The sequence below is a fragment of the Ruegeria sp. CF3 genome (assembly GCF_056537365.1).
Map to the genome: position 1 here is coordinate 467,195 of NZ_JBQFRK010000002.1, position 16,937 is coordinate 484,131.

Below are 16,937 nucleotides of genomic sequence, written 5' to 3' on the forward strand. Positions count from 1 at the left end.
GCGATGCACAAATGTAGCCTCGCCTCTTCAGGACAAGAGGATCACATGGCAGAGAACGGCCTTTTCCCAGTCAGCCTTGTACGGCACAGGAATCGATTCTGGCGCCGGTTCACATCATACCAATTTGTTGCAGAGATGGACGCCTGTCCCATCGTCATCTCAGAAGTTCCGCAAATTGCCACATCTTTTCCGATTGTGTTTCTGTCAAACCAAACAGGTTTTTCTCCCGTCGCACTATTCTCAGTCATCCCGGAAATGGCACCGCCCTTCGTCGACCAAAACGGTCGCTGGCTTGCGCCTTATGTGCCCTCAGCGTTGCGTTGCTTTCCATTCCAGGCAGAAGCTATGAAAAAGGGCGGCTCTCGGTCACGTCTGTTTGTCGACGAGGATTCAGGGTTGGTTACACATGACCCTAAAGACCAACCATTTTTTACAGTGGACGGACTTTTGACGCAGGATCTCTGCCGTGTGCGCCGCTTTCTGCAAAATCGCCTGGCCTCGGCAAACAAAACGGACCAAGTCTGCTCTTTGATCGCTGAAATGGGTCTGCTTGTACCACTGGACGAACAGAATGGCATCACTTTGACCGAGGGTTACTGGGGCGTTGATCCAATTCTGCTGGAACGATTGCCCGAGTCTTATAAATTGGCCCTGCTTTCCAGCGGCGCGCTACGGTTGATTCACGCTCATCAAGTATCCCTGTCGCATTGCGTTTGGCTGTCCAGTGCACAGAGCCAATCAGGCACGAGGAGTTCAGAACAAAACGACACCTTTGGCGGATTCATGACTGCACTTGCTGAAGAGGTTCGGCACGGACAATGCAAGGAGGGCGCGATCCATGCAATGGGTTAAGCTCGGGCTTGGAATCCTTGGCATAACAGCGGGGTTACTGTCAGTTTCAGCCTGCACCTCAACGCCCAACCTAGCCGATGTCGAGACATCTTTAACGCGAGGAACGACCGGAGCAAGCGCAACAGCACGATCTAAAAAACTGTCAAAGAACGCTTTTGACCAACAAGTGCGAAAGGCTGTTCAGAGCAGTTCGATTGTGGCACGAAGTGGGTCCAAAACAAGGACAATCCAAGCTTACCAGAATGCCGCTGGCGGTGCATTTTTGGCTCAGGCTTTATTGGGGTTGATAGCACGGCCCGTTCAGACGAACTCCATTAGTAGTGAAGTGCCGTCTTACTTGCGGGTATCAAACGGTCATGAATCTAGAATGGGTGTATTGACCGCGAAATCCCGAGTGTCGGGTACGAAACGCAACTACATGCAGCTACAGGAACGGCTGATTCTGGCAGAGCAGAACTTCGCTTTGGCCAATCACGCCTCATCGAGCCTAACCGAGACCATTCTGGGTTCTCCGGGGTTCACGATGGACACGCTGGATAAGTCGCTATGAATGTTGATCGTGCAACTCTGACCGAATTGGAAGCTTGCTTGTTGAATGTCGCAGCGACACTTGAGCGGCCATTGACAGTTGCAGCACTGAACGCCTGCCAATCTGGTGATACAGGTGAGTTGACCGTGCGCGATGCGATGTACGCGGCACAACGAGCAGGCCTGCAGGTCGGGTTTGGTGCGCGAAAGCTGTCGGCATTTGATGCACCGCTGGCACCCGCGATCTTGTTGTTGGAAGGCGATCGCGCCGTTGTGTACCACGGGCGCACGCGCAATGGCGATCTATTGCTTTACGACCCCACTTTGGATGACGGTATCGGAGAGGTTCCCGAAAGCGGCGTGGACGAAGTCTACACGGGCTATGCATTGTTGTTTCGACCCTTGCACCGCGACGAGGTTAACGCAGATCAAGCGGATCAGCGGGGTCATTGGTTCTGGTCGTCCCTTGCCGCAAACCGCTGGTCTTATGTTCAGGTGGCGCTGGCTGCGGCGATGGCAAACGTTCTGGGGCTTACGACCTCAGTCTTTATCATGATCGTCTACGACCGGGTCTTGCCCAACGAGGCGACCGAGTCGCTGATTGCTTTGACGCTTGGCGTGGGGTTGGCGCTTCTTTTTGACTTCGCGCTGAAGCTCCTTCGCGCGGGGTTCATAGATCGCGCCGGCCAGAATGCTGACATGTCCATGGGACGGCGAGTATTTGACCAGGTGCTGAATATTCGCATGTCGTCCCGAACGGGCTCAACGGGTGCAATGGCCAGTACCATCCGCGAATTCGAAACTTTGCGTGAATTCTTTACTTCTGCCACACTCGTCGCTGTCGTAGACTTGCCATTCATCGCGGTATTCATATTCGCGATCTATATGGTGGGCGGCCCGCTGGCGCTTGTTCCTGCACTCGCTGTACCAGTCGTTCTTCTCAGCGGACTGGCTGTTCAACCGATCCTGTCGCGTCTTGCTGAACAAAGTCTTGCAGACGGACAATCCAAGCAATCTGTTCTGGTTGAGGCTGTATCAGGCTTGGAAACCATCAAGACAACCGCCGCCAGTCGGCAGATGCGAATGCGGTGGGAAGGTGCAATTGCACGCCAGTCAAACTACGGATCACGCAGCAGGGCCGTTACTCAATTTGCCCTGAACCTAACTGGATTTACTCAGCAGGCCGCGCAAGTACTTATCGTCTTTTATGGTGTATTTCTGATCACGGATGGCCAGACGAGCATGGGGGCACTTGTTGCGTCGGTGATGCTGACCGGCCGTGCCCTGGCACCGCTGGGACAATTGGCGCAAACCCTGACACGTGTCAATCAGGCACGCAGTGCCTACCGCAATCTGGACACGTTAATGCAGGCGAGCAATGAGCGGCCTGAAGGCAAATCTTGGATCAGCAGATCCGAGTTTTCCGGGCGGATAACGTTTAACAATGTTCATTTCGCATATCCTGATCAAACGGAAGACGCGATGAAAGGTGTTTCATTTACAATCGAACCCGGTGAAAAAGTCGCTGTCCTGGGCCAGATTGGGTCGGGCAAGAGTACGATTGCGCGACTGCTGTTGGGCCTCTACCAACCGCGCGTGGGCTCGGTGATGTTGGACGGGCTGGACATTCGCCAGATTGATCCCGGCGACTTGCGGCGAAATATTGGTTCAGTCTTGCAAGACATCTGGCTGTTTTCCGGTACCGTCCGGGAAAACATTGCCAGCGGGTCGGTGCGCCCGCGTGATGATGAACTGATCCGTGCAGGGCGCATTGCAGGTGTCGAAGATTTTATCGCGCGGCACCCACGGGGCTATGATCAGCCTGTAGCCGAACGAGGAGAAGGATTGTCAGGTGGTCAAAGGCAGGCGATTGCATTGGCCCGGGCGCTTATCGGGCATCCTCCTGTCCTGCTGCTGGATGAGCCTACGAGTGCGATGGACGTCAAATCCGAATCCGAAATTATACGCCGCCTTAAAAAGACCACGCCAGATACCACGATGATCATTGTGACGCACCGAACCAGCCTGCTGGAACTGGTTGATCGGGTCATAGTGATTGAGGATGGCAAAATTGCGATGGATGGACCCAAAAACATCCTGACGCAGACAGTTCGCAAACCCGGGAGGCATCTGAATGTCGCGGCATCCTGATCTGGAAAGCCTCGCCTGTGAAATGCGTGGCGGGTCACCGCTGCGGGGATCATTGCTGCTGCTCCTGATACTCAGTTGTTTGATAAGCGCCGTCGCCTGGGCTCATTTAACTGAACTCGACGATGTCGTGAGGGCAGATGGGCGTATCGTGCCATCCGGCGATATTCAGGTGATCGAAGCGACCGAACCCGGTGTTTTGCGGTCCGTTCACGTGCGCGAGGGTCTGGTGGTTGAGGCTGGTACATTGCTGATGGAGCTGAATACTACTCAGATCGAACGAGAGTTGAGCCAAGAGCAACAGCGTGCCTTTGGTTTGATGGCCCGCGCACAACGACTACGTGCCGAAATCGATGGGGCTGAGCTTGAGTTCGACGACGATCTTCTGACTGGCGCGCCAGATGTCGTGCGGTCGGAGACTGCGCTGTACCACGGTCGGCAAGCAGAACTTGAAGCTGAGATTGCAATTCTCTCTCGACAGCGCGAACAGCGGCAACGCGAGTACGAAGAGGGATTGGTTGACCAGGTCACGTCAACCGAGACCCTGAATGTGTTGGCCGATGAGCGCGCTATGATGGTGCCGTTGGTCGAACAGAAGATGGAACCGGCAACAACCCTTTTGGCCCTGCGCCGTAGCGAGGCGGAATGGAAAGGCCGCAAGGTCAGAGCAGAGGCGATGATCAACCGGTTGAAGGCCGGGCTGGATGAAGTGGATGACAAGGTCCGCGCGACGCGCAGTCGGTTTCGTAGTGCCGCACTAACTGATCTGGCTTTGGTTTCGGCAGAGCTTGCCGCCTTGCAACCTGCCCTGCCCTCTTTGCGTGACCGTGCGTCTCGCGCGCTGATCCGGGCCCCCGTACGGGGTGTCGTAAACCGGATTCACCGGACGACGATCGGCGGGATGGCCCGAAGCGGTGAGGAACTGATTGAGATTGTTCCGTTGGACGACAGATTGTTGGTGGAAGCCTATGTCCGGCCCAAGGACATCGCCTTCCTGCACCCAGAGCAAAAGGTCAAAATCAAGATCACGGCCTACGATTTTTCGCGGTACGGCAGTCTGGATGGTGAGATCGTTCGAATCGGTGCCGACACCATCACTCGCTCGGAACGAAGTGAAGAAGAGGTTTTCGTCGTCGAAATTCAGACGTCAGACACGATGTTGGATGCGGGTGGTACAGCGGTTGAAATCATCCCAGGAATGATCGCTCAGGTCGATATTCTGTCAGGCCGAAAGTCAGTTCTGGATTATCTGATCCAACCTGTTCTGAAGATAAAAGACGAGGCGCTGCGCGATTGAAGAGAACGACAGATGGGCAGCAGATAGCAAAGCACCAGCCGATAGACATCTTAGGCGTCGGGGGGGACCGACGACTAAGACCAGGTCACGTCACCAAGAAAGATATATCCCGCACCATATATCGTTTTAATAAGGCGCGGGTTTTTGGGATCTTCGCCCAGCTTCGTTCGCAAGCGGGAAATCCGAACATCCATAGCGCGGTCAAAGCTGTCACCTGCCCCGCCACCCAACATGTCCTGCATGCGCGCGCGGCTGATCAGGCGTTTGGGACTTTCAAGAAACAATCGCAGAACCTCACCTTCGGCATGACTGAAAGGTGTCTCGACGCCATCGGCATTGATCAAGACATATCGATCAAACTGTGCGGTCCAACCATTGAATTCGGCTATGTCTGAATTCGGCGTTGCTGGTCCAGTAGAGCGTAGCCGGGCGCGGACCCGAGCAATTACTTCGGCTGGATCAAATGGTTTGGTGATGTAATCATCTGCGCCAAGCTCCAATCCCGTTACCCGGTCCTGTACCTGAGCGCGGCCCGAAATGATGATGACGGCAGCACCTTGCTCAAGCGCAAGTTTGTGCACAAGTGCAAGACCGTCGGTATCCGGCAATGATAAATCCACCAAACACAGATCCGGAGTGACCCTTTTCAGCGAAGCTTCAAACTCACGGGCGCGTGAAAAGGTTTGAGTCTGAAACCCGGCATCTTCCAGCGCTTCCGTTAGGATACGGCGGATTTCAGGTTCGTCATCGAGAATGGTCACCAAAGGTTGTGTCATTCAGGCGGCCTCGGTTCGGATCAACGCCGACAATTGCGACGATGTAAATGGTTTGCTTAGGACAGGTGCACGGGTCAATGCCTGATGATGTAGCGGGTCATTTAGCGGCAGCGACGTCATCAGTATACAGGGCAACGCACCATTCAGGCGGTCGACAATGTCGATCCCAGTGCCTTCGCCCTCCAGCTTAATATCTGATAGAACCAGCGCGATATCACCGATTTCCGACGTCAAGGTCAAAGCTTCATCGACCGAGCTTGCCTCGATCACCGAACACCCCAAATCGACCAGCATGTCCCGGAACTGACTGCGCAGTTCATCGCTGTCTTCAACCAACAATACGAGACCCGCTTGCGCGGACGGGGCAGGACGGTAGGGCAAACGTATCACGACCGAAGCACCAGAAGGCGTGTTGCGCAAATTAAGGTCACCGCCCGCCAGCTTTACCGTGTCGTAGACCATTGGAAGTCCCAACCCCGAGCCATCGCTGCCTTTGGTGGAAAAGAATGGGTTTAACGCCTTCTTTAATGCTTCCCCGGTAAACCCCGGGCCAGTGTCCGACACCGTGATCTCAACCCATATTGTCCCGATTGCATGCGCAGTGATCGTGATCTGGCCCGATGTGCCGCAAGCATCCCGCGCATTCAGAACCAGGTTCAGCAGTGCATCCTGAACCATGCCGGGATCGAGCATCAGCACCTTGTCGGGTAGAGTATTGACCACCGACAACCCCATGCCCCGCGGCAAGGACGGGGTGGCAAGGATTCGCAAATCCTCAAGTAAACCGCGCATATCCGTCGCCTGAGGTTGAGGCGTGCGATTGCCGGTCATGTCTGCGATGCGATTCAGCAGTTGCCCCCCGCGTCGGGCAGTTTGTTGCGTAGCCGTGACTAGCTGATCGGCTTCCTTGGGTAGATCCATCCTCTCTAATCGCGCCTGCATGCCCAGAATAATGGTCAGCAAATTAGAAAAGTCATGGGCAAGCCCGCTTGTCATCTGCGCCGCCATGGCTCTGCGCCGCGTTTGCTGAAGGGCGACACGGGCTTGAGTTTCTTCGGTGATATCCACCGACATGACATAAACGCCACCCGCTTTGTCCGGGGTGAATGATACCCGAATGCGGCGTGAATCCTGATCTTCGGTAAACTCGAAAACCGAAGGTTGGCCTCCATAGGCCTGTTCCAGATGTGGCTTTACCCGGTCATAGGCAGATGACCCCAAAGCCTTTGATACATGAAGGCCCAGAATGTCAGACGGACGGCCGGGCATGACCGAACTGAGGCGGCGGTTTGAGTAATCGTATCGTCCATCGGCATCCAGATGCGCGATATGAGCCGGCATCATCTCGGTCGTCATCCGCGTGCGGGCCTCGATCTCGGTCAGTTGACGCTTGGCTTCTTCCAGCGCTGTGATGGTTGCGGCCAGTTTGCGGTTGGTTGCAGAAAGCTCTTCGGCATGGCTCAGAAGTTGGTCAGACAGTTCTTCTGAACGGGCACGCAGCAAATCTTCTACCCGCTTCGTGCGAGTTATGTCGGTATAGACGGCCACCCAACCCCCATTGGGCAAAGGTGCACCTTCGACCGAGATCACCTGACCATTGGGCCGGGTCCGCTCCATATAATGCGGCTCGAACGCGAGGGCCTGCGAAACGCGTAGCTCGACCATCTCGTCAACATCGCCGACCGAACCGTATTCCCCGCGGCTAGCGAGAAAATATATGGTGTCGCGAAACAGAGCCCCCGGCTCGACAAGTTCGTTTGGCAGGTCGAACATTTCCTGAAACCGCAGGTTGCTGACCACGAGACGCAATTGGCTGTCATAAATTGACAGCGCCTGACCGATCAGGTTCAGGCCAGCCGTGGTCATCGCCTTGATGCGCTGTTCGGAAATGTCCAAATTCATCCTCCCCTGCGCCCATGGGTATCACCAGTTCAGGCGCAGGTGTAGGGAGATTTACCTATCCGTGCAGCGGCAAATTGTTCGCGGCGCGGTAGGCTTGCACATAGCCACGTGCCACCGATCGAACGGCTGTTCCGATCTGCGAATAAGCCTCGTCCGGCAGGTTCGCAAAGGACACGCGTGCCGACCAGTCCGGAGCATCAAATCCGCTGCCGTTCAGCAGAACGATCCCATAGTCTTCCGCCAATTTGAACGCAATATCCAATGGGTGAACATTCTGCTTGATCCAAGCCACGACATCTTCACCGACATATTTTCGCAACCAGTATTCGAAATCGATGATGCCGTAATAGGCGTCATAATGCTCACCTGCCTGCACCTCGATGCCCATCGCGTCGGTCAGCAGTTTGAAACGGCGATGAACCAGCTCCATGCAGGCGGTCTGATAGATTTTCTTGCTGTCGACCAATTCACTGAGTGAAAACAGCGTCATCATCACCTGCTGCGGCAGCGACAAGCCTGCTGTGTGGTTCAGGGCCACATCGCGGCTATCGGCCACAAGCCGGTCGATAAAGCGAATGTCGCGCGGTGTCAGGCTAAGCGTGCCATAGCGCTTGTCCAGGGCCTGTTTGATCTCATCCGGGTGATCCGCCAGTTTCAGATCGAAGATGTTGTCTTGCGCGACAGCAATCACGCCAAGACGCCAGCCGGTGCAGCCAAAGTACTTGGAATAGGAATACACCCCGATCGTGTTGCGTGGCAGATGGCCCATGACCGAGGTAAAATCATGCACAAAGGTGCCATAGACATCATCCGTCAACACGATCAGATCGGGACGGTGGTTTTCCACCAAATCCGCCAGTTTGCGCAGTGATGCGGTGCTTAGTGCAACCGAAGACGGATTGCCCGGGTTGACCAGAAAGAACGCCTTTACCTTGGGATCTTTCAGCTTTTCCACTGCGGCATCCGTCAGTTGGAAGCCGTCTTCCTCGTCGGTTTCCACATGGACGGATTCAAGGCTGTAATCCTCAAGCTCTGGCATTTCCAGATAGGGGGTGAAGATCGGTGTACACAACGCGATCGTATCACCCGGGTTCAGCAGCCGATTGGCTTTGAGAGACTTGAAGATATAACACATCGCCGCCGTGCCGCCTTCGACTGCGAACAGATCGAACTGAGCGTCAGGCCGGTGACCTCGGCACATGGACCACATCAGGTATTCATGGGCAATGGTGGCATTGTGTTTCAGGATGCGGTCAGGCACCGGATAGTTATCACCGATGATCGAATCCGTCAGTTCATGCACAAACTCGTCCGCATCGAAATCAAACGCGGATATGGCATGCGCCGCGAGCTCAAGCAGCGTATCGACGCCCGGCGTTTCGGAATTATCAGACGCCCAGCTTTGCAGCCGTCCATGGCAACCTTTTTGCGCCGGCATTCCGCCTAAACCAGCGGGGTGATCCATCACACGTTTGGATTCAGTTATGGCAAATTGACCAAGGGCAAAGAACGCCTCACGCGGACGGGTGGCAACCCAGTTAGGATTGCCGCGCCCCGCGTTCAGGAAAGCGCTATTGGCCTTACGCGCCTCGGCCGAGGCCAGTTTGATCAGCTCATCCTTGATCTGAAACGGGCTGAGTGCTTCGTAATCGTGCAGCGCTACTCTATCCATAACGTGAACCTCTCCAAATCAGCTTAGGATCAAAACAACGACCATCCCGAAGATGGTCAATAGTGTATTTCCGATCGCATACGGCATTCCGTAGCCAAGCGCCGGGATGCGACTTTGCGCGGCTTCCTGGATCATACCCAACGCGGCAGTGGTGGTGCGCGCACCTGCGCAGGCACCAAACAGAATGGCCGGGTGGAATTTGAACACGTAATGCCCGACGTAAACTGCAAAGATCATTGGTAGCGAGGTCGCGACGATTCCCCATAGCAGCAGCGCAATACCGGCCTGTTGCAGTCCCGCGACAAATCCCGGCCCAGCGGTGATCCCTATCACCGCGATAAACACGTTCAGACCCAGAGTGTTCATCAACCAAAGCGCCGGACCCGGGATGCGCCCAAAGGTCGGGTGCACCGTACGCAGCCAACCCAGCACCAGCCCAGCCAGCAGCGCGCCTCCGGTAGTGGAAAGGCTGATCGGGAAACCACCCATCATGACTGACAGTGTTCCAATGATGCCGCCGATGAAAATCCCCCAGCCTACAAAAGCCAGATCCGTGGTGTCTACCGGGCGGTCGGCATAGCCAATCTGGGCAACTGCGGCCTCGACATGCCGCTTGCTGCCCTGAATTGTGACGATGTCACCACGATGCACGACGGTCCCGGGTAGCAGCGGCAAATCCTGCATGTTTCGCATCAGTTTCGAGACATAAATGCCCCGCGCGATCGACAGTTTGCTTAGCTCTTCAAGCGTCTTGTTATGAACCTCTTTGCTGGTGATCAGAACATCCAGTTTTTCTGACGGTATGCTCAGCAGATCAGGCGCGTCAGCTTCTGTAAGATTGGTCTCAAGCAAACCCACCAGATCAGCGCGGCGGCCTGAGAACATCACAACATCTCCGGCCTGCAATACGGTGTTATCATCTACCTCTATGATCTTCCCGTCACGTCTCAGGCGTTCGGCATAGATGCGGATACCGGGCATCAGATTTTTGACCGGTTGCCCCAGCAGATCGCTACCTTCTGGGATCTCAAAGGCCCGCGCCTCGATCGCGCGATATGCCGAGACGATGCCATCACCGGTTTCGACCGACGTCGTGCCACCCAGCTTAGCCTCATATTCCTTACAGGCCGCGACCAGATCGACGCCAATCAGACGCGGGCCGATCTTGGCCAGAATGATGGCCGACCCGATTGTGCCGTAAATATAGGTCACCGCATAGGCAATCGGAATCTGGTTAGCATAGGTTTTGGCCTGTTCCGCCGACAGGCCCAGCTGGCCGATTTGGTCGGTGGCTACACCGATCGCCGCTGAAATAGTCTGCGATCCGGCATAAAGCCCCGCGGCATAGCCAAGTTCCAGACCAGCGACCTTGGCTGCGATGATCGGGATTACAAGGCAAAGTGCGAGCACGCTGAGCGCAAAGAACACCTCGCGCGCGCCGTCTGCTTTCAGGCCGCGGATGAACTGAGGTCCGACACCGTAGCCCACAGCAAAGATGAACAAGATGAAGAAAGTCGATTTGACCGCCGAGTCGATTTCAATCTGGGCCTGCCCGATCACCACCGCCGCCAACAACGTTGCCGTGACCGTGCCCAGACTGAACCCCATCAGCTTCCAGGGACCAACGAGAAAGCCGATACCGATGGACAGGAACACCGCCAATTCAGGGTAGTTTTGAAGAATATGCACCAGCCAATCGACCATCAATCACCTCTCAATCCGCGCCTGACAGGCATTTGAGGCAAAAGCCGGAGACAAGGTGAAGAAGCGCCCAATTGGCCCACTTGCTGCCCGACCAAGCCGCCTGTTCGAACACACAACCGCAACAGGAAAACTTCGGCCTCACGATACCTTACAAAGGACATTTGTCTATAATTATCTGAATATTAATAGTTCTGCTTGTCCGCCCTCATTCAGAACACCCTGACTGAGCCTGCGCCACAATGCAAACACGCGAAACGCATGGCTCGCCCGCTCTGCCTGCTCCAGAATCGGAACCATGGGCTTCACTGTCGCTCTACCGCAATGCGCGGGCGCAAAATCCTGAGGGGTTCGAACAAATCCATTGCAGCGACCCGGTGTTTGCCATCACATACCGCTATGACACGGCCGACGATTATTTCCGAGACCAGCGCAACCGGCGTTTGTATCCGCCTTGCCGGAGATCTGCGCACTCAATCGTTGGATCGTGTCGAAGCGGGTTTTGCTGCCCAAAAGCCCAACGGCCAAGATGTCATTGTGGACATGTCGCAGGTGGAATCGCTGGATACCGGAGGGGCCTGGCTAGTCGCCAATCTGGTGCAGCGGATGGGAAGCGAGGGCGCTCAGGTCCAGCTCGAAGGGTTGGCCCCTGCGCATTCGTCATTGATCGAAACAGTATCGCACAACATATCCGAGGTTACAGGAGAAGAACTGCCGCCGCATGGCTTTGTGAATTGGGTTGCCCGGATTGGGCAAAAAACTTTTGGCGCCTGGCAGGACACATTATCAATCATCGGCTTTCTTGGCCTTACTCTGCATCGATTGGTCCGGACTCTGATCATGCCATGGCGACTGCGTCGTGCTGCCTTGGTGTCACAGATGGAGCAAGTCGGCTTCAAGGCGCTGCCGATTGTGTCCTTGATGGGTTTCCTGATCGGCGTCGTTCTGGCCTTTCAGGGCGCGACGCAGTTGAAACAGTTCGGGGCTGAGATTTTTGTTGTCGAATTGATCTCCATCTCGATCCTGCGTGAGCTTGGTATCCTGCTGACAGCGATCATCGTCGCTGGTCGCTCCGGTTCGGCTTTTACGGCTTCGATTGGCTCGATGAAGGTGCAGGAAGAGATTGATGCGATGCGCACCCTGGGGTTGGATCCGATTGAAGTTCTGGTCATTCCCCGTGTTCTGGCGCTGTTGATCATGTTGCCCATTCTTGGCTTTGTTGCCGATATGGCTGGCCTGATCGGCGGAGCGTTGATGAGTTGGATCGACCTCGGTGTCAGCCCCGGCATGTTCCTGACCCGGTTGAAGGAAAATACCGGCGTCGCACAGCTTGCCGTCGGGATGATCAAGGCACCGTTCTTTGCACTGGTGATCGGTGTCATTGCCTGCTGGCAGGCTATGCAGGTCAAAGGTTCATCCGAAAGCGTTGGTCAGCGGACGACGGCCTCGGTCGTGCAATCGATCTTTATGGTCATCGCCATCGACGCCCTGTTTTCGATCTTCTTCTCAGAGTTGGGGATCTGACATGGATGGAGCCGCGCTTCAGGACAAGCCCCAATCCGACACGAAACGCGAGGCCGTTATTCGTGTGCGCAATTTAACCAACCAGTTCGGCGAGCAAGTGGTCCACGACAACCTCAACCTCGATGTCTGGCGCGGTGAAGTGCTGGGTGTTGTCGGTGGATCGGGCACTGGGAAGTCCGTGCTTTTGCGTACGATCGTCGGGCTGAACAAGCCCAAGTCGGGAAGTATTGAGGTTCTTGGCGTCGATGTTCTTAATGGCCCCGAAGAAGAACGTCAGCGGATCGAAAGAAGCTGGGGCGTGGCATTTCAGGACGGTGCGCTGTTTTCCTCACTGACTGTATTGCAGAACGTGATGGCGCCTCTGCGCGAGCACACGGGTATCAGTGAAAAATTGATGGCCGCACTAGGTGGGCTGAAGATCAGTCTCGTTGGCTTGCCTCAACTAAGTTGCAGCAAGTTCCCCTCGGAACTGTCCGGCGGAATGCGTAAACGCGCTGCGTTGGCCCGCGCCCTGTCGCTGGACCCCGAAATCGTTTTTCTGGACGAACCAACTGCCGGGTTGGACCCGATCGGGGCCGCCGCATATGATGAACTGATCGGGGAACTTCAGCACACGTTGGGGCTGACCGTGTTCATGGTAACGCATGATCTGGACAGCCTTTATGCCATATGTGATCGCGTCGCGGTACTTGCGGAAAAACGCGTGCTGGTTGAAGGTCCGATAGAAGAGATGACCAAGGTCGACCATCCTTGGGTTCAGGAATATTTCACAGGCCCCCGCGCCCGTGCGGCACAACAGAAGGGGCAGGACAGGTAGAGGCGATGGAGACCCGAGCGAATTACATCCTGATCGGTGCGTTCACCCTGGCGGGCATCCTTGGTGCCTTCGGGTTCTTTCTGTGGCTCGCCAAATTCGAAGTGACCCGGCAATACGCCTATTATGATGTGTTGTTCGACAATGTCTCGGGCCTGTCGGCTGCAGGTGGCGTAAATTACAACGGCTTGCCCGTGGGTCAGGTGGTTTCCTTGGACTTGGACAAAGATGACCCGTCAAAGGTGCGAGTGCGGCTTGAGGTTGATGCCGACATCCCTGTTACCAAAGAAACCATCGCACAGTTGCAATCTCTGGGTGTGACAGGGGTTGCTTATGTTGAGCTTTCCGGCGGGTCCCCAACCGCAGAAAGGCTGGCCCAGAATAGTGTCATCCCAAGCAAGCGCAGTTCGATTCAATCCTTGCTTGAGGGTGCGCCAGAGGTTCTGGAAAAGGCGGTCACCCTGTTGGAGAACCTCAATTCGGTTGTTGATGACAAAAACCGAAAGGCGGTGTCGGATATCCTGAACAATCTGGCAGAAGCGTCGGGCAAGCTGGATAAAACTCTGACGGATTTCCAGTCGCTCTCGTCCGATTTGGGCGGTGCGGCCAAAGACGTTGGAGAATTTACCAAGAGACTGGATACGTTGGCGAATACGGCCGAGACGACGTTGAGCACAGGAACGGACACGCTGAAGAGCATCAAAGAAACCTCAGAATCCGCCAAAACAACGCTAGAGACTGCAAATAACGCCATTGCCAGTGCTGAAAGCGTGATTCAGGAAGATATCCGGCCCTTTATCGAACGCGGGTCAATCCTGGCCGAAAGGCTGACTCGGCTGTCAGATGAAGGCAGCGTTACGCTTGAGGTAATCAGCGAGACTGTTCTGAATGCAAACACCACCCTTGAATCGGTTACATCGACTATGGATTCAGCCAAAGGGGCGCTCGATTCAGCAGAGAGGGCGTTTGACTCGGCAAACCGCGTGATGGACGAGGATATCTCACCTGTCGCTGAAGATGTGAGTAAGGCGGCCAATCAGGTTGCGGAAACCGTCTCGAATATCACCGAAAAGATTGACAAGATTTCCGACGATGTTCTCAGCGCCTCCCAATCGGCGTCGGATCTGCTGGGAACCATCGACGGGATCGTTCAGGACAACCGCCGTCAGGTTTCGGACTTCTTGCGCGTTGGGTTGCCTCAGTTCATCCGGTTCATCGAGGAATCACAGCGTCTAGTCATCAGTCTGGATAGATTGGTCGACAAGGTCGAACGCGACCCGGCCCGCTTTTTGTTAGGCACCCAAGCATCGGAGTTTCGTCAATGATACGGCCCTTAATATTGACTCTGGTTTTGGCCGCTTTGACGGGCTGCACGGGCTTGGGCACGCTGCGGCAGGCTTCTAAGCCCAATGACTTGTATTTGCTGACACCCAAAAGCACGTTCTCGTCATCGCTGCCGCGAATCCAAAAACAGATCGTTGTCGAAGAGCCCACAGCGACGGCGGCCGTGAACACCGATCAGATCGCCGTGCAGCCCACCTTGCTTCAGGTACAGTATCTGCCGCGGGCCCGATGGGTGGATCGCGCGCCGTTAATTGTGCAGGCGCTGATGGTCGAAAGCTACGAAAATTCGGGCAAGGTCGCGGCCGTAGGACGTTCGACCGTAGGCCTGAGAGCGGACTATGTGATCGCGCCTGATCTGCGCGAATTTCAGGGCATCGTCATCAGCGAAACCGAAGACACGAAGACGGTCCGCGTAGAAGTGCGCATCAATATTAAGATTATCGATGAGTATGAGGACAAGATCATCGCTTCAAGCTCATTCCAGGAAGCAGTGCTGGCGACCAGCGATAAAACACCCGAACTGGTTGAGGCCTTTGATATCGCCTTGGGAAAGACAATGCGGGATGCCGTGGAATGGAGCATCCGCAAAATCCATACGCATACGCTCAATAACCCGCGATCAACACCTAGCTAGCGGTCGCTAGAACTGGCTCGCTGAGGCGACTTGCCAGTCAGCGGCGAACTCTTCAGGGATGGTCTTGCCCAACAGAGAGCCGTCATCCAGAAAGCTGTATAGCTCGGCATAAGACCGCTCTCGTTCATCCGCATTTCGGCGCCGGATGTCGGCAGGGCGCAGGTCGGAAACTTTTGCTTTGCCCATAGCCCCTAATATCTCGCGGAAGCTTTCAAGCGTCGCGTCATGAAACCGATGCACGCGCTGTCTTTTCTGTGGCACATTCACCGCCCGCCCACGGATCGGATCTTGCGTCGCCACCCCCGAAGGGCACCTGTTGGTGTTGCAATGCAGCGCCTGAATGCACCCCACCGCAAACATCATCGCCCGCGCCGCGTTACACATATCCGCACCCAAAGCGAATTTCTCGACCATATCGAACCCAGTGGCCACTTTGCCCGAACAGATCACCCGCACCTTGTCGCGGACCCCGATACCGCGCAGACAGTTGTTTACAAATATCAGTGCCTCGTTGAGCGGCATCCCCAATCGGTTGGTGAACTCGACCGGGGCAGCGCCAGTGCCCCCTTCCGCGCCGTCCACCGTGATGAAGTCAGGCAGAATCTCAGTTTCCAACATCGCTTTGCAAATCGCCATAAACTCGGATCGACGACCGATGCACAGTTTGAAGCCTACGGGCTTGCCACCTGACATCTCTCGCAGATGCTGAACGAAATGCATCAATCCAGTCGGTCCATCAAAGGCCGAATGAATAGGTGGGGAAATCACATCCTGATGTACTGGAACCCCACGAATCTCGGCGATTTCTTCATCCACCTTTGCTGCCGGTAGGACCCCGCCATGAGACGGCTTCGCCCCTTGCGACAATTTGATCTCGATCGCTTTGACGACATCTTTCTTGGCCTTTTCGGCAAACAGGTCCTTATCGAACCCACCATCAGGCGTGCGGCATCCAAAATATCCTGTTCCGATTTGCCAGATGATGTCTCCACCTTCTGCCAGATGGTGGGGGGACAGTCCGCCTTCGCCCGTGTTATGCGCAAAACCCCCATCTTTTGCACCGCCATTCAAAGCACGGATTGCGTTGGCGCTGAGTGCACCGAAACTCATTGCTGATACGTTCAGACGCGACGCATTGTAGGGTTTGTCGCATTGAGGGCCGCCCAATATCACCCGTTCTTCGCTCTCTTCAACGTGCTTGGGGGATAGCGAGTGATCAGCGCGGTGATAACCTACCGTCATGATATCGTACTGAGTACCGAACGCCTGAGTATCCACCTGCCCCTTGGCGCGGGAATAGACCAGACTGCGGATGATCCGATTATAGGGCCGCCCGCTTTCATTGGTTTCAACGAAATACTGCCGGATTTCAGGGCTGACAAACTCCAACATATATCGGAAGTGACCCAGTACCGGGTAGTTGTTCAGCACATTATGCTTGGTTGTCAGCATATCGTAGAGACCGACAACCGCATAGGGGATCAGTATGATCAGCAACCAGTGAGCGGGTGGCCAGAAAAAACCCCAAAGCAAAGTCAAAGGCAAGCAGACATAGCTGAGGAAATAGTAAAGCCTGCGAACAATCATTTCCTATCTCCCTGAGTAGCGCTGTGACAGCGTGACCTTGAATGGGTATTGGGTCCATGACCCTGCTCTTCATCCAGAACGTGGAACAAATTGACCTGTTTGCGCAAGCCCTTGCTAATCAAACAAAGATAACGGTTGGGTTAGCGAGGCCGGTTGAA

The 16,937-nt window shown here is 55.2% G+C and carries 13 protein-coding genes; 8 read left to right on the forward strand and 5 right to left on the reverse strand.

From position 1 onward, the window contains the following. Positions 1-45 precede the first annotated feature (45 nt). From ACR0KC_RS09845 to ACR0KC_RS09860, 4 genes are all read left to right on the forward strand, one after another. Positions 46-852: a SapC family protein gene (locus ACR0KC_RS09845; RefSeq protein ID WP_480771784.1), complete on the forward strand. Its 807-nt coding sequence runs from the start codon at positions 46-48 to the stop codon at positions 850-852. 367 nt (positions 853-1,219) lie between these two features. Further along, the gene (locus tag ACR0KC_RS09850; protein WP_170509688.1) at positions 1,220-1,402 is read left to right on the forward strand and encodes a hypothetical protein; all 183 of its coding nucleotides are present in this window, start codon (positions 1,220-1,222) and stop codon (positions 1,400-1,402) included. After that, entirely contained in the window at positions 1,399-3,531 is a 2,133-nt protein-coding gene (locus tag ACR0KC_RS09855) for a type I secretion system permease/ATPase (protein WP_480771785.1), read from the forward strand. Before ACR0KC_RS09850 ends, ACR0KC_RS09855 begins: the two co-directional genes overlap by 4 nt. Beyond that, positions 3,515-4,825 carry an HlyD family type I secretion periplasmic adaptor subunit gene (locus ACR0KC_RS09860; RefSeq protein ID WP_170596152.1) on the forward strand — a complete coding sequence of 437 codons (1,311 nt, stop codon included), beginning with the start codon at positions 3,515-3,517 and terminating at the stop codon, positions 4,823-4,825. The genes ACR0KC_RS09855 and ACR0KC_RS09860 overlap by 17 nt, the downstream gene beginning before the upstream one ends. A gap of 74 nt (positions 4,826-4,899) precedes the next feature. Here the strand turns inward: ACR0KC_RS09860 and ACR0KC_RS09865 are convergent, their stop codons facing one another. The 4 genes from ACR0KC_RS09865 to aspT are packed head-to-tail and all read right to left on the reverse strand — an operon-like array spanning position 4,900 to position 10,879. Then, positions 4,900-5,601, reverse strand: coding sequence for a response regulator transcription factor (locus ACR0KC_RS09865; protein WP_480771786.1), 702 nt, complete (start codon positions 5,599-5,601; stop codon positions 4,900-4,902). Beyond that, positions 5,602-7,503, reverse strand: a complete 1,902-nt coding sequence (locus ACR0KC_RS09870) for a PAS-domain containing protein (protein WP_480771787.1) — start codon at positions 7,501-7,503, stop codon at positions 5,602-5,604. A 55-nt stretch (positions 7,504-7,558) separates the two neighbouring features. Beyond that, positions 7,559-9,175, reverse strand: coding sequence for a bifunctional aspartate transaminase/aspartate 4-decarboxylase (locus ACR0KC_RS09875; protein ID WP_480771788.1), 1,617 nt, complete (start codon positions 9,173-9,175; stop codon positions 7,559-7,561). A gap of 18 nt (positions 9,176-9,193) precedes the next feature. Then, positions 9,194-10,879, reverse strand: a complete 1,686-nt coding sequence (gene aspT, locus ACR0KC_RS09880) for an aspartate-alanine antiporter (RefSeq protein WP_480706195.1) — start codon at positions 10,877-10,879, stop codon at positions 9,194-9,196. 396 nt (positions 10,880-11,275) lie between these two features. Between aspT and ACR0KC_RS09885 the strand changes: the two genes are divergently transcribed. Genes ACR0KC_RS09885 through ACR0KC_RS09900 form a run of 4 tightly spaced genes read left to right on the forward strand, consistent with a single transcriptional unit; the run spans position 11,276 to position 15,192 of the window. After that, complete coding sequence (locus ACR0KC_RS09885) at positions 11,276-12,400, forward strand: ABC transporter permease (protein ID WP_170422810.1); 1,125 nt, start codon at positions 11,276-11,278, stop codon at positions 12,398-12,400. Between the two features lies 1 nt (position 12,401). Next, the gene (locus ACR0KC_RS09890; RefSeq protein ID WP_170394521.1) at positions 12,402-13,217 is read left to right on the forward strand and encodes an ABC transporter ATP-binding protein; all 816 of its coding nucleotides are present in this window, start codon (positions 12,402-12,404) and stop codon (positions 13,215-13,217) included. Positions 13,218-13,222: 5 nt separating this feature from the next. Next, on the forward strand, positions 13,223-14,539 hold the full coding sequence (locus tag ACR0KC_RS09895; protein WP_170394518.1) for an MlaD family protein: 1,317 nt from the start codon (positions 13,223-13,225) through the stop codon (positions 14,537-14,539). Next, entirely contained in the window at positions 14,536-15,192 is a 657-nt protein-coding gene (locus ACR0KC_RS09900) for an ABC-type transport auxiliary lipoprotein family protein (RefSeq protein ID WP_170596158.1), read from the forward strand. Before ACR0KC_RS09895 ends, ACR0KC_RS09900 begins: the two co-directional genes overlap by 4 nt. Positions 15,193-15,198: 6 nt before the next feature. Here the strand turns inward: ACR0KC_RS09900 and ACR0KC_RS09905 are convergent, their stop codons facing one another. Further along, positions 15,199-16,779, reverse strand: a complete 1,581-nt coding sequence (locus ACR0KC_RS09905; protein WP_170635839.1) for an FMN-binding glutamate synthase family protein — start codon at positions 16,777-16,779, stop codon at positions 15,199-15,201. Positions 16,780-16,937: the final 158 nt, after the last annotated feature.